This window comes from Herbidospora daliensis (assembly GCF_001570585.1).
In the GTDB taxonomy this organism is placed as follows: domain Bacteria; phylum Actinomycetota; class Actinomycetes; order Streptosporangiales; family Streptosporangiaceae; genus Herbidospora; species Herbidospora daliensis.
On sequence record NZ_BBXF01000009.1, the window covers coordinates 118343 to 134806 of the forward strand.

Consider the following 16464-nt stretch of genomic DNA (forward strand, 5'->3'; position numbering starts at 1 on the left):
GGGGAGTGTGACGAACCGCCCGCTCACGCCCCCTTCCGCCTGAGCGGAGGGGGAGCTATCCGATCTAGCGGCGCCTCAGCGACCGCCGCCAGGAGAACCCACCAGGCAGGTCGACGCTGACCTGCTTTCCACCGTCGGCGCGCTTCGTGTACCGCACGCCACCCTTGCCGACGCTGTGGCCGACTCCGCCGCGCGAGAAATTGATCCGGAACGGACCGATCTTGATCGTTTTTCGGAAGCCCCAACTCATGACGTCCTGAACTACCCAAGAAATCGGGAATAAACGAGAACCGTCCCGAATCGCGAGAGCGGCACGACCGTCAGACTGAACTTTTCAGCCCGCCACGATCGACGCTCATCGGCCCCTCAAGCCGCCCAGCGTCAAGCCGCTCAGCCTCAGGGCGCTCAGCGTCAAGCCGCTCAGCCTCAGGGCGCTCAAGGGCGCCGGGCCTCAGGCGTCGGCCTCAGGCGTCGGCCTCAGGCGTCGGCCTCAGGCGTCGGCCTCAGGGCGCGTCGGACCTCAGGGCGCGTCGGACCTCAGGGCGCGTCGGACCTGAGGGCGCGTCGGACCTCAGGGCGTCGGGCCGGCTCCGGGGGCCGGGAGCATGGCCGGAGCCGTCGACTCCTGGGGTGGCGCCACCGGCTCGCCCGAGCTCGGTTTCATGGGCGTCGGTTCTGACACGGCGGGGCTGGAGACGGCGTGGTCGAGGCCCGGCATGCCCGGGAACGCGGTGATCTGCGGCTGCCAGCCGAAACCACGCACGGCGGCCTCCTGGGTCGCCAGCACCGCCAGCCGCCGCAGCCCGGGGTCGGTGTCGGCCGACAGTTCCACGTAGGCGGCGCAGACCCGCTCCTCGATGTAGGCCGCCAGCCGGGCCGCCTGGGCGGCGGTGGTGACCTCGAAGGGCAGCTGGTAGGTGCCCGGCTCGGCCGGGGTCTCGCCCCGGCGGCGCATCAGGGCGCGCAGTTGGTCGCGGCGGGCCCGGTGGGCGTCGAACCCGGTCGTGGCGCGGACCCGGAGCGCACCGCTCGTCTTGGCGCCGATGACACCGTAGGCGTACACGGCGGCGTGCTCGGCGGCCAGCGCCTTCGAGAGCGCGACGGAGGCGCTCACTTCAGCCGCCCGAGCGCCTGGGCGTGGACGGCCTCACAGGCCCCCATGCTGGCCACCAGCTGCGCCACGACGGGCTTGGCGGCGGCGGCCTGCTCGGGCCGCGCGGCCGCCGCGGCCCTCTCGGCCTCTTTCAGCGCTTCCACGGTCACCTCCGGGTTGACCACGGGGGTCGGGGTCGCGGCGGGGGAACCGGGTTCGGTCAGATGTCTGCGCAACGCGGCAAGGTGGGCCAGATGGCGCTGCTGGAACGGCAGCAGCACGGCCGCGATCGTGGGATCGGACAGGGCGGCCTGCTGATAGAGCGCGACCAGCTTCTCCTTGCCGCCGATGAGCCCGGCCAGCAGCGCCGCGTGTGGATCGGGCGAGGGCGAAGCCGCCGGTGACGCGGCCTCCTGCCCCTTCGCGCAACCCACCAGCACCAGGCCGGCCCCGGCACCCAGAAGGGTACGCCGGGACAGGTTCATACCGGACTCTCCCACAGGCACCCGCCCATGGTAGAGCGCTCCAGCAGGCACCCGACCCGAGCCACGCTGACGGGCCCGCGCTCTCGCGATGCGCAGACCGCTCCCGACGAGGCCGGACCAGAGCTACGGGTGACAGCCCGTATGGAGGACACTCCGGCGAGGACCCGCTGACGGGCCCGCGCTCTCGCGATACGCAGACCGCTCCCGACGAGGCCGGACCGGAGCCACGGTGACAGCGCGTGCGGAGGACACTCCGGCGAGGACTTGATGACGGGCCTGCGCTCTCGCGATGCGCAGACTGCTCCCGACTGGGCCGGACCGGAGCCACGGTGACAGCTTGTGCGGAGGACTCTTCGGCGAGGACTTGATGACGGGCCTGCGCTCTCGCCATGCGGAGACTGCTCCCGACCATAGCCACGGGTGACAGCCCGTGCGGGGACAACCTGTTGAGGACCCGATGACGGGTCCGCGCTCTTACGATGCGCAGACCGCTCCCGATGAGGCCCCACCCGAGCCACGGTGACAGGCCCGTGCGGAGGACACTCCGGCGCGGGCCCGGCCCGCGCGCGCCTGCGGGTGATCGTCACTGGGCCCGAGGGAGTAGACCGGTCCAGAGGAGACCCGGCCGTGTATGCGTTCGCGCGGCGCGGCGAGCGGTGCCGGTCTGTCGATAGGCTGTGGGCACGTTGGGCGAGGTACGCCCCCGATGGCCATTGGTAAGGAGGTCACCATGGGCGAATCCGCCCGACGCGACCGCCTCGTGGCGCTGCTCGCCCCGGTCGTCGAGGCCGAAGGTCTCGACCTGGAAGACGTGACGGTCACCCCCGCCGGCAAGCGCCGGCTGGTGCGCGTGGTCGTCGACCGTGACGGCGGCATCAGCCTCGACGACGTCTCAGAAGTCAGCCGTTCGGTCTCCGAGAAGCTCGACGCGAGCGACGCGCTCGGCAACAGCCCCTACGTGCTGGAGGTCACCTCTCCCGGCGTCGACCGACCGCTGACCGAGCCGCGCCACTGGCGGCGCGCGCGAGGCAGATTGGTGAAGGCGGCGCTGACCGACGGCGCCGCCGTCGAGGGCCGGATCGTCGAGGCCGACGACGACGGCGTCGAGATCGAGGCCGCCGGCCGTTTCGCGTACGCGGATCTGGCAAAGGGCAAGGTCCAGGTGGAGTTCCGCCATCTGGACGACGAGGACGAAGATGAAGAAGACATCGCAGACGGCGATGAGGGCTGAGGGGGAGCCTTGTGGACATTGACATGAGCGTCCTGCGCAGCCTGGAGCGGGAGAAGGACATCTCGTTCGACCTGGTCGTCAAGGCCATCGAGGACGCGCTGCTGATCGCCTACTTCCGCACCGAGGGCGCCGCGCAGAAGGCCCGCGCCCAGCTCGACCGCGTCTCCGGGCACGTGTCGATCCTGGCCGCCGAGATCGGCGAAGACGGCGAGATCCTCCGGGAGTACGACGACACCCCGGGCAACTTCAGCCGCATCGCCGCGACCACCGCCAAGCAGGTCATCCTGCAGCAGCTCCGCGACGCCGAAGACGAGATCAACTTCGGGGAGTTCGCGAGCCGCGAGGGCGAGCTGGTGGCGGGGGTGATCCAGCAGGGCAAGGATCCCCGCGTCGTGCTGGTCGACCTCGGCAAGATCGAGGCCATCCTGCCGCACAACGAGCAGGTCCCCGGGGAGGAGTACGTCCACGGGGAGCGCATCCGCTGCTACGTGGTCCAGGTGAAGAAGGGCAACAAGGGCCCTTCGGTGACCCTGAGCCGCACCCACCCGAACCTGGTGAAGAAGCTGTTCGCGCTGGAGGTCCCGGAGATCGCCGACGGCACCGTCGAGATCGCCGCCATCGCCCGCGAGGCCGGCCACCGCACCAAGATCGCGGTCCGCTCCCGCAAGCCCGGCGTCAACGCCAAGGGCGCCTGCATCGGCCCGATGGGCTCCCGGGTGCGCAACGTGATGACCGAGCTCCACGGCGAGAAGATCGACATCATCGACTGGTCGGAGGACCCCGCCGACTTCGTCGGGAATGCGCTGTCGCCGGCGCGGGTTTCCCGAGTCGAGGTCGTCGACGCCGACGGCCGGGTCGCCCGGGTGACCGTCCCCGACTACCAGCTGTCGCTGGCGATCGGGAAAGAAGGGCAGAACGCCCGGCTGGCCGCGCGGCTGACCGGGTGGCGCATCGACATCAAGCCGGATACTCATGAGGCACCGGCCGATCCCGCAGATGCGTCGGCAAGGTAAGCTGGAATACGGTGACCAGGCCGCCCCGCTGAGAACGTGCGTGGGCTGCCGGGTTCGCACGGCCAAGTCCGAGCTACTCCGACTGGTGGTGGCCGGGGATGTGATCATCCCTGACCTGCAGAAACGGCTCCCGGGACGCGGTGCATCACTGCACCCCTCCCTGACCTGCCTGCAGCTCGCAGATCGTCGCCGGGCGTTCACCCGCGCTTTCCGTGCGGAGGGAACGCTCGATCAGACGCGCTTGCGGGCCTACTTGTCGGACTTGACGAGGAAAGCCGCCGGGTGAATGGTTACCAACTGTTTCGTAGGACGCCGAGTTGATGGGCGGAGTCAGATTGCTATGAGCGCCTGATGAGCACGCGGCAATGAGTACGTCCAGGTAGCGACGGTCCGGCGGCACAGCCTCCCGGGCCGAGTTAGGGAGTGCAGTGGCGAAGGTCCGGGTATACGAGCTCGCCAAGGAGTTCGGTGTTGAGAGCAAGGTCGTCATGGCCAAGCTCACCGAGATGGGCGAGTTCGTTCGATCGGCGTCTTCAACGATTGAAGCGCCGGTTGTCCGCAAACTGACGGAGGCGTTCGGTAAGGGCGACTCCAAGGGGGGCAAGTCCCCTCGTCCGGCCCCACGGCCGGCACCCCGGCCGGTCGGCAACGACCAGGCCGGCAACGGCGCTCCGGCGCCCGCATCGCCTTCGGACTTCGGCAACCGGCCGATTCCGAAGCCGGGTCCGCGGCCGGCGCCGCGTCCCGTTCCCATGCCGCATCCGGCGCCGCAGCCCGCTCCCCAGAGCGAGGCCGCCCCGCGTCCCGCGGCTCCGCCCGCCCCGGCTCCGCGTCCTGAGACGCCCCGTCCGGCGGCTCCGAGTGCGCCCGCGGCCAGTGGCGGCCCCGGCGGCGGCCAGTCCGCGCCGTCCGGCCCGCGTCCCGGTCCGGGCCCGAAGCCGGGTCCCCGTCCGGCTCCCGGTCCGCGCCCGACCCCCGGCCCCGCTGCCGGCGGCGGTCGCGACGGGCAGCGTCCGGGTGGTTCCGGCGGTCCCAAGCCGGGTCCCCGCGGCCCGCGTCCGGGTAACAACCCGTTCTCTTCCAACGCCAGCGGCATGGGCCAGCGGCCCGCGCGTCCCGGCGACCGTCCCGACCGTGGTGACCGTCCCGACCGGGGCGACCACGCCGGTCCGCGCGGCGACCACGCCGGTCACCGCGGTGACCGGCCCGACCGCGGTCCTCGTGAAGACCGCGGCGACCGCGGGCCCCGCGAGCCGCGCCGTGAGGGCGGTCCGCGTCCGGGTCCCGGCGGTCCGCGTCCCGGTCCCGCCGGTGCGGGCGGTCCTCGTCCGGCCGGTGCCGGTCCTCGCCCGGGTCCGCCCGGCGCGGGTGGCCCGCGTCCGCCGGCGGGCGCCGGCGGTCCTCGTCCGGGTGGTCCCCGGCCGAACCCGTCGATGATGCCGCAGGGTCGTCCTGCCGGTCCCGGTGGCGGGCCCGGCGGCGGCGGTCGCGGTCCTGGTGGCGGCGGCGGTCGTCCCGGTGGCGGCGGTGGCCGTCCCGGTGGCGGCGGTGGCGGTCGTCCTGGTGGCGGCGGCTTCGCGCCGCGCGCCGGTGCCGCCGGTGGCGGTGGCGGCGGTCGTCCGGGTGGCGGCGGTCCCGGTGGTGGCGGCGGCGGCTTCGGCGGCGGTCGTCCCGGTCCCGGTGGCCGTGGTCGCGGCGGCGGCACGGCGGGCGCCTTCGGTCGTCCGGGTGGCCGTCCGACGCGTGGCCGCAAGTCCAAGCGCCAGAGGCGCCAGGAGTTCGACAACATGTCGGCGCCGGCGATCGGCGGCGTGCAGGCTCCCCGTGGCGGCGGTCAGACGATCCGTCTCCCGCGCGGCGCCTCGCTGTCCGACTTCGCCGACCGCATCGGCGCGAACCCGGCGGCGCTGGTCCAGATCATGCTCCACCTCGGTGAGATGGTGACCGCGACCCAGTCGGTGAACGAGGAGACGTTGCAGCTCCTCGGCGCCGAGCTCGACTACGTCGTGCAGGTCGTCTCGCCCGAGGAGGAGGACCGCGAGCTGCTCGAGTCCTTCAAGATCGAGTTCGGTGAAGACGAGGGCGACGAGGCCGACCTCGCGCCGCGTCCGCCGGTCGTGACCGTCATGGGTCACGTCGACCACGGTAAGACCAAGCTCCTCGACGCCATCAGGAACACCAACGTGGTGGCGCGGGAGGCCGGTGGCATCACCCAGCACATCGGCGCCTACCAGGTCCACGCGACCCACGAGGGCGAAGACCGGAAGATCACCTTCATCGACACCCCGGGTCACGAGGCGTTCACCGCCATGCGTGCCCGTGGTGCGCAGGCCACCGACATCGCCGTCCTGGTGGTCGCGGCCGACGACGGTGTGAAGCCGCAGACGATCGAGGCGCTGAACCACGCCCAGGCGGCCGAGGTGCCGATCGTGGTCGCGGTCAACAAGATCGACAAGGAGGGCGCCGACCCCACCAAGGTCCGCGCCCAGCTGACCGAATACGGCCTGGTGGCCGAGGAGTTCGGTGGCTCGACCCTGTTCGTCGACATCTCGGCGAAGCAGGGCCTGGGCATCGACAACCTGCTCGAGGCGATCATCCTGACGGCCGACGCGGAGCTCGACCTCCGCGCCAACCCCGACATGGACGCCCAGGGCCTGGCGATCGAAGCCCACCTCGACAAGGGCCGCGGCCCGGTGGCGACCGTGCTGGTCCAGCGCGGCACCCTGCGGGTCGGCGAGTCGATCGTCTGTGGCGAGGCCTTCGGCCGCGTCCGGGCGATGCTCGACGACAACATGCAGCCGGTCGAAGAGGCCGACCCGTCGCGTCCGGTCCGGGTGCTCGGCCTCACGGCCGTGCCCCGCGCGGGTGACAACTTCCTGGTCGTCAGCGACGACCGGATGGCCCGCCAGATCGCCCAGGAGCGGGCGGCTCGTCAGCGCATCGCGGAGATGGCCAAGGCCGGTCGCCGCCGTACGCTCGAAGAGCTGTTCAGCGACTACGAGAAGGGCAAGATCGACGAGCTCAAGCTCATCATCAAGGGTGACGTGTCCGGTTCGGTGGAAGCACTGGAAGACGCGCTGCTCAAGATCGATGTGGGCGAGGAGGTCAACCTCCGCGTGCTGCACCGCGCCGTCGGTGCGATCACGGAGTACGACGTCAACCTGGCGATCGCCGACGACAACGCGGTGATCATCGGCTTCAACGTGCGGCCGGAAGTCCGGGCGCGCGACCTGGCCGAGCGCGAGGGCGTCGACATCCGCTACTACTCGGTCATCTACCAGGCGATCGAGGAGATCGAGGCGGCCCTCAAGGGCATGCTCAAGCCGGAGTTCGAGGAGATCCAGACCGGCACCGCCGAGGTCCGCGAGGTCTTCAAGGTTCCGAAGATCGGCAACGTCGCGGGTACCCTGGTCCGCTCGGGTGTCATCACCCGGAACAGCAAGGCCCGGATCATCCGCGAGGGCGTCGTCATCGCCGACAACCTCACCGTCTCGTCGCTGCGCCGGTTCAAGGACGACGCGACCGAGGTCCGCGAGGGCTTCGAGTGCGGTATCGGCGTCGGTTACAACGACATCAAGATCGACGACGTCATCGAGACGTTCGAGATGCGGGAGAAGCCCCGCGACTAGGGGCTCGATCGACCCGGTTCCCGGCCTGTTCGCAGGCCGGGGACCGGTTTCCCTTAAGCAGACCTGCACACGACCCACGCGCCAGGGTCTATTGGCGCCACAACAACACATGTATGTCGGTGCTCTGACGTTGGACATCCTTCTCGGCGACGTTCACTCGCTGAAGGAGAAACGGTCCGTTGTCCGTCCCCTCATCGCCGAGCTGCGCCGGCGGTTCCCCGCGGTCGCGGTGGCCGAGACCGGCCATCACGAGCTGCACCGAAGAGCCGAGATCGGCGTCGCCGTCGTCTCCGGCTCGGCCGGGAACGTCGATGAGGTCATGAACGCGTGCGAGCGGGCCGTCGCCTTCCGCCCGGAGATCGAGCTGCTGTCGGCTCGGCATCGTTTGTTCAACGACGAGGAATAGACCGCCAGGTCGCAGCGTCAGCCGTACATCCGGAAGAAGGGGGAGCGCGCCCATGGACGCCGCGCGAGCCAGGAAACTGGCGGACCGAATCCAGCAGATCGTCGCCGAGATGCTGGAACGGCGGATCAAGGATCCGCGACTGGGGTTCGTCACCATCACCGACACCCGGGTCACCAACGACCTGGGCGAGGCGACGGTCTTCTACACCGTCTTCGGGTCGGACGCCGAGCGCAAGGACACCGCCGCCGCTCTGGAGAGCGCCAAGGGCATCATCCGCTCGGAGGTCGGCCGGCAGACCGGGTTGCGGCACACGCCCACCCTGACGTTCACCCACGACCCCCTGCCCGACTCGGCCCGGCACCTGGACGGCCTGCTCGCCGAGGCCAAGGCGCGCGATGCCGAGATCGCCAAGAAGGCCGAAGGCGCCGAGTACGCGGGCGACGCCGACCCGTACAAGAAGGACGACGACGAGCTCGACGACGAGTTCGAGGACGACACCGACGAGGTGTCCGAGCGAAGCGCGAAGTGACGCTCCCTGCCGAGGCCGAATGGGCGCGCGCGGTCGCGCTCATCGGTTCGCATGACTCGATCGCCCTGGCCTGTCACGTCATCCCCGACGGCGACGCCCTGGGCTCGATGCTGGCCTTCGGCCAGGCGCTGCGGCGGTCCGGCCGGCGCGTGGTCGCCTCCTTCGGCGACCACGGGCTGACCGTGCCCCGGCTGCTGCGTTTCCTCCCCGGCCAGGACCTCCTGGTCGACTCCGCGCGCTTCCCGGCCGAGCCGGACCTGATGATCACCTTCGACGCCGCCACGATCGAGCGGCTCGGCCTGCTCGTCCCGTCGGCCAAGGCGGCGCGGGAACTGGTGGTGCTCGACCACCACGCGTCCAACACCGGGTTCGGGACCGTCCAGCTCGTCGATCCCACGGCGGCGGCCACGGCCGTGCTGGCCGAGGAGCTGATCCAGCGGCTGGGGCTCCCGATCGACCGGGACATCGCGACCTGCCTGTACACCGCCCTGGTGACCGACACCGGGTCGTTCCGCTACAGCTCGACCACGCCCGCCGTCCACGCCCTGGCCGGGCGGCTGCTCGACGCGGGCCTGAACCCCGACGCCATCGCGCGTGAGCTGTGGGACCGGTCGCCGTTCGGCTACCTGCGGGCGCTCGGCGCCGCGTTGTCGCGGGCCGAGCTCGACCGGTCGGCCGTCGGCGGCGCCGGGCTGGTCTGGACGACCGTGACCCGGGAGGACCGGGCCCTGAACGCGCTGCCCTACGACGAGGTCGAAGGGATCATCGACGTCCTGCGCAAGGTCGACGACGCCGAGGTCGCCGTGGTCTTCAAGGAAGACGACGAGGGCGCCTGGAACGTGTCGACCCGATCGAAGGGCACGGCCGACGTGGGCCGTGCCTGCACCGCCCTGGGGGGTGGCGGGCACCCCGGCGCGGCCGGGTTCTCCTCCCGCGAGACCCCGCAGGAGACCGTCGCCCGCCTCACGGAGCTGCTCGCGTGACCAGACGCCCCCCGCCGCCGAGCGGGATCATCATCGTCGACAAGCCCTCGGGCTGGACCTCCCACGACGTCGTCGGCAAGATGCGCGGCATCGCCGGCACCCGCAAGGTCGGCCACGCCGGCACCCTCGACCCGATGGCGACCGGCGTGCTGGTCGTCGGGGTCGAGAAGGCGACCCGCCTGCTGGGCCACCTGGCGCTGACCGAGAAGGTCTACGAGGCGACCATGCGCCTCGGCGTCTCGACCAACACCGACGACGCCGAGGGCGAGGAGACCGGGCGGGCGTCCGCCGCCCACGTCACGGCCGACGACGTCCACAAGGGCGTCGAGGCGTTGACCGGGCTGATCATGCAGGTCCCGCCGCAGGTCAGCGCGATCAAGGTGAACGGCGAGCGGGCCTACAAGCTGGCGCGCCAGGGCGAGGAGGTGGCGCTCCAGGCTCGGCCGATCACGGTCCACGCCTTCGAGGTGACCTCCGTCGCCCTGGGCGAGTCCGTCGACGTGACGGCCGTGATCACCTGCTCCTCGGGCACCTACATCCGCTCCCTGGCCCGTGACCTCGGCGACGGCCTGGGCGTCGGCGGCCACCTGACGGCGCTGCGCCGCACCCGCGTCGGCCCCTACGCCGTCGAGAACGCCCTGACCATCGAGGCGCTCCAGAAGGAGTGCGTCATCCTGCCCATCGCCGACGCCGTCTCCCAGGCCTTCCCCCGCCGCGACGTCACGGAGGAAGAGGCCAAGCTGGTCTCCCACGGCGGCCGGTTGAAGGCCGCCGGCCTGGGCGAGGGCCCGATCGGCGTCTTCGCCCCGGGCGGCGAACTGCTGGCCCTGGTCGAGGAGAAGGGCGGAGCCGCCAAACCTCTGGCCGTCTTCGTCGGCTGATCTCTCATTCGTCACGGCGCCGCCCCGCCCTGGGCGCCTTCGTCGGCTGATGTCCTTACTTTCCGTTACGGCTCCGCCCACCCCGGCGCCGACCGCCGTCCCCGGTGCGCGCCGCATCCGGCGCTCCCCGGGCGCTCCCGCCCGCCGGGGGCGACGGCGTCCCGGGCGGCCATGCCGCCGCCCAGGTGTGCCGGGGGGTGTGGGACGCTTAGGACGACTTAGCTTCTCGCCTGCTGGGGGTCGACGTGCGTGGCTGGCTCGGACTTGACGACGTGCCCGCGGACTGGGGCCGGTCCGTCGTCACGATCGGGGTGTTCGACGGCGTCCACCGGGGTCACCAGACGCTGGTGCGCCAGGCCGTCGACCTGGCCCAGGAGCTCGGGGTCGCCTCGGTCGCGGTGACCTTCGACCCCCACCCCGACGAGGTGGTGCGGCCCGGCAGCCACCCCTCCCAGCTCTCCACCCCCCACCGGCGCATCGAGCTGCTCGGCGCCCTCGGGGTCGACGCGGTGCTGATCCTGCCGTTCACGCTGGAGTTCTCGCGCACCTCGCCCGAGGAGTTCGTGCAGATCGCCCTGGTCGACCGGCTCCACGCCGCCGGGGTCGTGGTGGGGGAGAACTTCCGGTTCGGCCACAAGGCCGCCGGCAACCTCGCCACCCTGCGTGAGCTCGGCGAGAAGTACGACTTCGTCGCCGTCGGGGTCCCGCTGGTCAGCAGCCTCGAAGACATCACGTCCTCGCTGATCCGCCAGCACCTGACCGACGGCGACGTGGCCGCCGCCGCCGACGAGCTGGGCCGCCTCCACCGGGTCGAGGGCGTCGTGGTCCGGGGCCACCAGCGCGGCAAGGCGCTCGGCTTCCCGACCGCCAACGTCGAGTCGGCCCCCCACACGGCGATCCCGGCCGACGGCGTCTACGCCGGCTGGCTCGAGTCGCCCGAGGAGCGCTGGCCCGCCGCGATCTCCATCGGCACCAACCCGACCTTCGAGGGCGCCGTCCGGACCGTCGAGGCCTACGCCCTCGACCGCGACGATCTCGATCTCTACGGCCTCCACGTCTCGGTCGACTTCCTCGCCCGGCTGCGCGACACCCTGAAGTTCGACTCGGTCGAGGCGCTGATCGAACAGATGCGCGCAGACGTCGACGAGGCCCGGAGACTGACCGTCTCGGCTGGTTAACGGGCGATGGTAGCCTTGTATGTCGGCTGAGTAATCACCGGCTTCTCGTCACGGCGACTGTAGGCACGCACGGTCGTTCGCGGGATCGCAATGGCTACGCGTGCCCAGGGAACAAAGGAGAAGCAGTGTCGCTCGACACCGCCACGACCAAGGCCATCGTCGCCGAATACGGCGCCAGCGAGGGCGACACCGGGTCCCCCGAGGTGCAGATCGCGCTGCTGAGCAAGCGCATCAGCGACCTGACGGAGCACCTCAAGACCCACAAGCACGACCACCACAGCCGCCGCGGCCTGCTCCTGCTGGTCGGCCGTCGTCGCCGTCTGCTGAAGTACCTGCAGGCGAAGGACATCACCCGCTACCGCTCGCTGATCGAGCGGCTGGGTCTGCGCCGATAAGGCGTCGGGAAGGGAGCGGCGACACACACGCCGCTCCCTTCCGCGTAACGACAACTGAATAACCACACACCACCCGTGAAACCAGTGCCCCGCGTCATTCCGCGGAAAAAGAGGGCCGGTCCTCGGTAGTGGCCCCCGGTCGACGCGACCGGGCGCTTCGATCGAAGACCGGCGCCGCACCTCCGGGAGCCGGCGACGTGGGGTGACCGACCCGACAAAGGAGGTCCCCCGTGGAGGGTGTCCACAGCACGGAAGCCGTCATCGACAACGGCTCCTTCGGCACGCGGACGATCCGGTTCGAGACCGGCCGTCTCGCGCGCCAGGCGGCTGGGTCCGCCGTCGTCTATCTCGACGACGAGACGATGATCCTTTCTGCGACCACCGCCTCGAAGAACCCCAAGGAGAACCTCGACTTCTTCCCGCTCACGGTCGACGTCGAGGAGCGCATGTACGCCGCGGGCCGCATCCCCGGCTCGTTCTTCCGCCGTGAGGGCCGTCCGTCCGAAGACGCGGTCCTGACCTGCCGGCTCATCGACCGGCCGCTGCGCCCCTCGTTCGTCAAGGGCCTGCGCAACGAGATCCAGATCGTCGCCACCGTCATGGCGCTCAACCCCGAGCACCTCTACGACGTCGTCGCGATCAACGCCGCCAGCCTCTCGACCCAGCTCGCCGGGCTGCCCTTCTCGGGCCCCATCGGCGGCGTCCGGGTCGCGCTGATCAGCGGCCAGTGGGTGGCGTTCCCGACCCACACCGAGCTTGAGGGCGCGACCTTCGACATGGTCGTGGCCGGCCGCGTGCTCGCCGACGGCGACGTCGCGATCATGATGGTCGAGGCCGAGTCGACCAAGGACACGTTGAAGCTGGTCGCCGAGGGCGCGGTCGCGCCCACCGAGGAGACCATCGCCCAGGGTCTCGAGGCGGCCAAGCCGTTCATCAAGGTCCTGTGCGAGGCGCAGTCGAAGGTGGCGCAGGTCGCCGCCAAGGAGACCGGCGAGTTCCCGATCTTCCTCGACTACCAGGAAGACGCGCTGGCCGCCGTCGAGGGCGCGGTGCGCAGCGAGCTCGCCGCCGCCCTGACCATCGCCGGCAAGCAGGACCGCGAGGCCGAGATCGACCGGGTCAAGGGCCTGGTCGGCGAGAAGCTGCTGGCCGACTTCGAGGGCCGCGAGAAGGAACTGTCGGCCGCCTACCGCAGCCTGACCAAGAAGCTGATGCGCGAGCGCGTCATCAACGAGGGCGTCCGCATCGACGGCCGCGGCCCGAAGGACATCCGGGAGCTCAACGCCGACGTCCACGTCGTGCCCCGCGTCCACGGCTCGGCCCTGTTCGAGCGCGGTGAGACCCAGATCCTGGGCATCACCACGCTGAACATGCTCCGCATGGAGCAGATGATCGACACGCTCAACCCCGAGCGCACCAAGCGCTACATGCACAACTACAACTTCCCGCCCTACTCGACCGGTGAGACCGGCCGCGTGGGCTCGCCCAAGCGCCGCGAGATCGGTCACGGCGCGCTGGCCGAGCGGGCGCTCATCCCGGTTCTGCCGAGCCGCGAGGAGTTCCCCTACGCCATCCGCCAGGTCTCCGAGGCCCTGGGCTCCAACGGCTCGACCTCGATGGGCTCGGTCTGCGCGTCCACGATGGCGCTGCTCGACGCCGGCGTGCCGCTCAAGGAGATGGTGGCCGGCATCGCGATGGGCCTGATCGGCGAGGGCGACCAGTACGTCACCCTGACCGACATCCTGGGCGCCGAAGACGCCATGGGCGACATGGACTTCAAGGTCGCCGGCACCAAGGACGTCATCACCGCCCTGCAGCTCGACACCAAGCTCGACGGCATCCCCGCCTCGGTCCTGGCCGCCGCGCTGAAGCAGGCGCGCGGCGCCCGCCTGGCCATCCTCGACGTGATGCAGGAGGCGATCGACTCCCCGGCGGAGATGAACCCGACCGCGCCGCGCATCATCACGATCAAGGTCCCCGTAGACAAGATCGGCGAGGTCATCGGCCCGAAGGGCAAGATGATCAACCAGATCCAGGACGACACGGGCGCCGAGATCACCATCGAGGACGACGGCACGATCTACATCGGCGCCACCGACGGCCCCTCGGCCGAGGCGGCCCGGAGCGCGATCAACGCCATCGCCAACCCGCACATGCCGGAGGTCGGCGAGCGCTACCTGGGCACGGTCGTCAAGATCGCCGCCTTCGGCGCGTTCATCAGCCTGATGCCCGGCAAGGACGGCCTCCTCCACGTCTCCCAGATCCGCAAGCTGCACGGCGGCAAGCGCATCGAGAACGTGGAAGACGTGATGGGCGTCGGCGAGAAGGTCCAGGTGGAGATCGCCGAGATCGACTCCCGCGGCAAGCTCTCCCTGGTCCCGGTCGAGGTCGTGGAGAAGGAGGCCGCCGAGAAGGCGGCCCGCGCCGAGGCCGGCGAGCCCGAGCCCGAGGCGGCCCCGGCCGAGCAGTCCGAAGGCCGTGGCGGCGACGACGAGCCGCGCCGCCGCCGCACCCGCAGCCGTTCCGGACGGGACGACCGCAACTCGTGATCACGACGACCCTGTTCGACGGAAAGGACGGTGCGGGGGTCATCCGCCGCACCGTCCTGCCCGGTGGGCTCCGCGTGGTGACCGAGACCATGCCGACCGTGCGTTCCGTCGCGGTCGGCGCGTGGGTCGGCATCGGCTCGCGCGACGAGGACCCGGAGCACACCGGAGCCACCCACTTCCTTGAGCACCTGCTGTTCAAGGGCACGCCCACGCGCGACGCGATGGAGATCTCCGCGTCGATCGAGGGCATCGGCGGCGAGATCAACGCGTTCACCGCCAAGGAGTACACCTGCTACTACGCGCGGGTCCTCGACGAGGACCTGCCGCTGGCGATCGACGTGCTGGCCGACGTGGTCACCTCGTCGCTGATCACGCCCGACGACGTCGAGTCGGAGCGGGGCGTGATCCTCGAGGAGATCGCCATGCACGACGACGACCCGTCCGACGTGGTCCACGAGGCGTTCTCCGAGCAGCTCTACGGCGACACCCCGATCGGGCGGCCGATCCTCGGCAACGACGACACGATCAACGCCCTCACGCGCGACCGCATCCACGAGTACTACCAGCGCTTCTACCTGCCGACCCACACCGTGATCTCGGTGGCCGGCAACGTCTCCCACGAGCACGTGGTGGAGCTGGTGGCCCGCGCCTACGAGCGCGCCGGGGCCCTGGGCGGCGACGCCGCCCCGATCCCGCCCCGCGTCGGCGGCGAGGGCCTGCCCGGCAACCGCGGCGTGAAGGTGGTCGACCGGCCGACCGAGCAGGCCAACCTCGTGCTGGGCACGACCGGCGTCAGCCGTACCGACGACCGCAGGTTCGCCCTCGGGGTGCTCAACGCGGCGCTCGGCGGCGGCATGTCCTCCCGCCTGTTCCAGGAGATCCGGGAGAAGCGCGGCCTGGCCTACAGCGCCTACAGCTACACCTCGCAGTACGCCGACACCGGCCAGTTCGGGGTGTACGTCGGCTGCCTCCCCTCGAAGATCGACGACGTCCTCAAGATCTGCCGCGACGAGATCGGGCGGGTCGTCTCCGGGGGCTTCACCGAGGAGGAGATCATGCGCGGCAAGGGCCAGATGCGCGGCGGTCTCGTGCTCGGCCTCGAAGACACCGGCTCCCGCATGTCCCGGATCGGCAAGAGCGAGCTCGTCTACGACCGGCTGATGTCCGTCGACGAGGTCCTCCAGCGCATCGAGGCCGTGACCGCGGCCGACATCGCCGAGGTCGCCGCCGACGTGCTCACCCGTCCGCTGACCCTGGCGGTCATCGGCCCGTTCGCCGGGAAGGACTTCTCGGCCGCGGTGAGCTGACCGCTAGCCTTAGCACGTGATCAAAGTAGGTGTGCTGGGCGCGCGTGGCCGCGTCGGGGTGGAAGTGTGCAAGGCCGTCCACGCGGCCGACGATCTGGAGCTCGTGGCGGCCGTCGACAAGGACGACGCCCTCGACCCGATCGCCGAGGCCGAGGTGGTGGTCGACTTCACCCACCCCGACGTGGTGATGGGCAACCTCCGCTGGTGCATCGAGCGGGGCGTCCACCCCGTCGTCGGCACGACCGGCTTCGACCCCGCCCGCCTCGACGAGGTCAGAGCCCTGCTCGCGGCCAACCCCGGCACCAACGCCCTGATCGCCCCCAACTTCGGCATCGCGGCCGTGCTGATGATGCACTTCGCCCAGCAGGCGGCCCGGTTCTTCGAGTCGGCCGAGATCGTCGAGCTGCACCACCCGAACAAGGCCGACGCCCCCTCGGGCACCGCCCGGCGCACCGCCGAGCTGATCGCCGCCGCCCGCGCCGAGGCCGGGGTGGGCCCGATGCCCGACGCGACCTCCCAGGAGCTCCCGGGCGCACGCGGGGCCGACGTCGACGGCGTCCGCGTCCACGCGGTCCGGCTGGCCGGCCTGATCGCCCACCAGGAGGTCATCCTGGGCGGCGACGGCGAGATCCTGACGATCCGCCACGACACCATGAACCGCTCGTCGTTCACGCCGGGCGTGCTGCTGGGGGTGCGGCGGGTGCGCGAGCTGCCCGCCGGGCTCACGGTTGGCCTCGACGCGCTGCTCGATCTCTAGGAGAGGCCACCGCGACCGGCTGGCGCCG

General features: G+C 71.0%; 16 protein-coding genes. 13 read left to right on the top strand and 3 right to left on the bottom strand.

The features are described from left to right. Positions 1 to 64: 64 nt before the first annotated feature. The 3 genes from AW274_RS39805 to AW274_RS34475 form a co-directional block, all read right to left on the bottom strand. The gene (locus tag AW274_RS39805; protein WP_030450894.1) at positions 65 to 250 is read right to left on the bottom strand and encodes a DUF4236 domain-containing protein; all 186 of its coding nucleotides are present in this window, start codon (positions 248 to 250) and stop codon (positions 65 to 67) included. A 321-nt stretch (positions 251 to 571) separates the two neighbouring features. Then, positions 572 to 1114, bottom strand: coding sequence for a ferritin-like domain-containing protein (locus AW274_RS34470; protein ID WP_063813852.1), 543 nt, complete (start codon positions 1112 to 1114; stop codon positions 572 to 574). Next, the gene (locus AW274_RS34475) at positions 1111 to 1578 is read right to left on the bottom strand and encodes a hypothetical protein (protein ID WP_062441809.1); all 468 of its coding nucleotides are present in this window, start codon (positions 1576 to 1578) and stop codon (positions 1111 to 1113) included. Before AW274_RS34475 ends, AW274_RS34470 begins: the two co-directional genes overlap by 4 nt. Before the next feature lie 730 nt (positions 1579 to 2308). Between AW274_RS34475 and rimP the strand changes: the two genes are divergently transcribed. The 13 genes from rimP (at position 2309) to dapB (ending at position 16436) form a co-directional block, all read left to right on the top strand. After that, the gene (gene rimP, locus AW274_RS34480; protein ID WP_062340752.1) at positions 2309 to 2809 is read left to right on the top strand and encodes a ribosome maturation factor RimP; all 501 of its coding nucleotides are present in this window, start codon (positions 2309 to 2311) and stop codon (positions 2807 to 2809) included. Positions 2810 to 2832: 23 nt separating this feature from the next. Next, positions 2833 to 3822, top strand: a complete 990-nt coding sequence (nusA, locus tag AW274_RS34485) for a transcription termination factor NusA (RefSeq protein WP_197038487.1) — start codon at positions 2833 to 2835, stop codon at positions 3820 to 3822. Then, positions 3806 to 4108, top strand: a complete 303-nt coding sequence (locus AW274_RS39810; protein ID WP_083975330.1) for a YlxR family protein — start codon at positions 3806 to 3808, stop codon at positions 4106 to 4108. Before nusA ends, AW274_RS39810 begins: the two co-directional genes overlap by 17 nt. A 142-nt stretch (positions 4109 to 4250) precedes the next feature. Continuing rightward, positions 4251 to 7451, top strand: a complete 3201-nt coding sequence (gene infB / locus AW274_RS34490) for a translation initiation factor IF-2 (protein ID WP_062441812.1) — start codon at positions 4251 to 4253, stop codon at positions 7449 to 7451. Positions 7452 to 7560: 109 nt separating this feature from the next. Continuing rightward, the gene (locus tag AW274_RS34495) at positions 7561 to 7857 is read left to right on the top strand and encodes a DUF503 domain-containing protein (RefSeq protein ID WP_062348285.1); all 297 of its coding nucleotides are present in this window, start codon (positions 7561 to 7563) and stop codon (positions 7855 to 7857) included. Between the two features lie 52 nt (positions 7858 to 7909). Beyond that, the gene (rbfA, locus tag AW274_RS34500) at positions 7910 to 8386 is read left to right on the top strand and encodes a 30S ribosome-binding factor RbfA (RefSeq protein WP_062441815.1); all 477 of its coding nucleotides are present in this window, start codon (positions 7910 to 7912) and stop codon (positions 8384 to 8386) included. Continuing rightward, positions 8383 to 9369, top strand: a complete 987-nt coding sequence (locus AW274_RS34505) for a DHH family phosphoesterase (RefSeq protein ID WP_062441818.1) — start codon at positions 8383 to 8385, stop codon at positions 9367 to 9369. The genes rbfA and AW274_RS34505 overlap by 4 nt, the downstream gene beginning before the upstream one ends. Further along, positions 9366 to 10250: a tRNA pseudouridine(55) synthase TruB gene (gene truB / locus AW274_RS34510; protein WP_062441822.1), complete on the top strand. Its 885-nt coding sequence runs from the start codon at positions 9366 to 9368 to the stop codon at positions 10248 to 10250. Before AW274_RS34505 ends, truB begins: the two co-directional genes overlap by 4 nt. A 245-nt stretch (positions 10251 to 10495) precedes the next feature. Further along, positions 10496 to 11428 (top strand): bifunctional riboflavin kinase/FAD synthetase, encoded by a 933-nt coding sequence (locus AW274_RS34515; protein WP_062441825.1) that lies wholly within the window; start codon positions 10496 to 10498, stop codon positions 11426 to 11428. A 125-nt stretch (positions 11429 to 11553) separates the two neighbouring features. Then, positions 11554 to 11823 (top strand): 30S ribosomal protein S15, encoded by a 270-nt coding sequence (gene rpsO / locus AW274_RS34520; RefSeq protein WP_030450882.1) that lies wholly within the window; start codon positions 11554 to 11556, stop codon positions 11821 to 11823. Positions 11824 to 12053: 230 nt separating this feature from the next. Next, positions 12054 to 14372 carry a polyribonucleotide nucleotidyltransferase gene (locus AW274_RS34525; protein WP_062441829.1) on the top strand — a complete coding sequence of 773 codons (2319 nt, stop codon included), beginning with the start codon at positions 12054 to 12056 and terminating at the stop codon, positions 14370 to 14372. Further along, positions 14372 to 15679, top strand: a complete 1308-nt coding sequence (locus AW274_RS34530) for a M16 family metallopeptidase (protein WP_062442172.1) — start codon at positions 14372 to 14374, stop codon at positions 15677 to 15679. The genes AW274_RS34525 and AW274_RS34530 overlap by 1 nt, the downstream gene beginning before the upstream one ends. Before the next feature lie 16 nt (positions 15680 to 15695). Then, entirely contained in the window at positions 15696 to 16436 is a 741-nt protein-coding gene (gene dapB, locus AW274_RS34535) for a 4-hydroxy-tetrahydrodipicolinate reductase (RefSeq protein ID WP_062441831.1), read from the top strand. The last annotated feature ends 28 nt before the right edge of the window (positions 16437 to 16464 follow it).

Coding starts and splice junctions, on each gene's coding strand:
- AW274_RS39805 (WP_030450894.1), bottom strand. CDS start 250: ATGAGTTGGGGCTTCCGAAAAACGATCAAGATCGGTCCGTTCCGGATC.
- AW274_RS34475 (WP_062441809.1), bottom strand. CDS start 1,578: ATGAACCTGTCCCGGCGTACCCTTCTGGGTGCCGGGGCCGGCCTGGTG.
- rimP (WP_062340752.1), top strand. CDS start 2,309: ATGGGCGAATCCGCCCGACGCGACCGCCTCGTGGCGCTGCTCGCCCCG.
- nusA (WP_197038487.1), top strand. CDS start 2,833: ATGAGCGTCCTGCGCAGCCTGGAGCGGGAGAAGGACATCTCGTTCGAC.
- AW274_RS39810 (WP_083975330.1), top strand. CDS start 3,806: ATGCGTCGGCAAGGTAAGCTGGAATACGGTGACCAGGCCGCCCCGCTG.
- AW274_RS34495 (WP_062348285.1), top strand. CDS start 7,561: ATGTATGTCGGTGCTCTGACGTTGGACATCCTTCTCGGCGACGTTCAC.
- rbfA (WP_062441815.1), top strand. CDS start 7,910: ATGGACGCCGCGCGAGCCAGGAAACTGGCGGACCGAATCCAGCAGATC.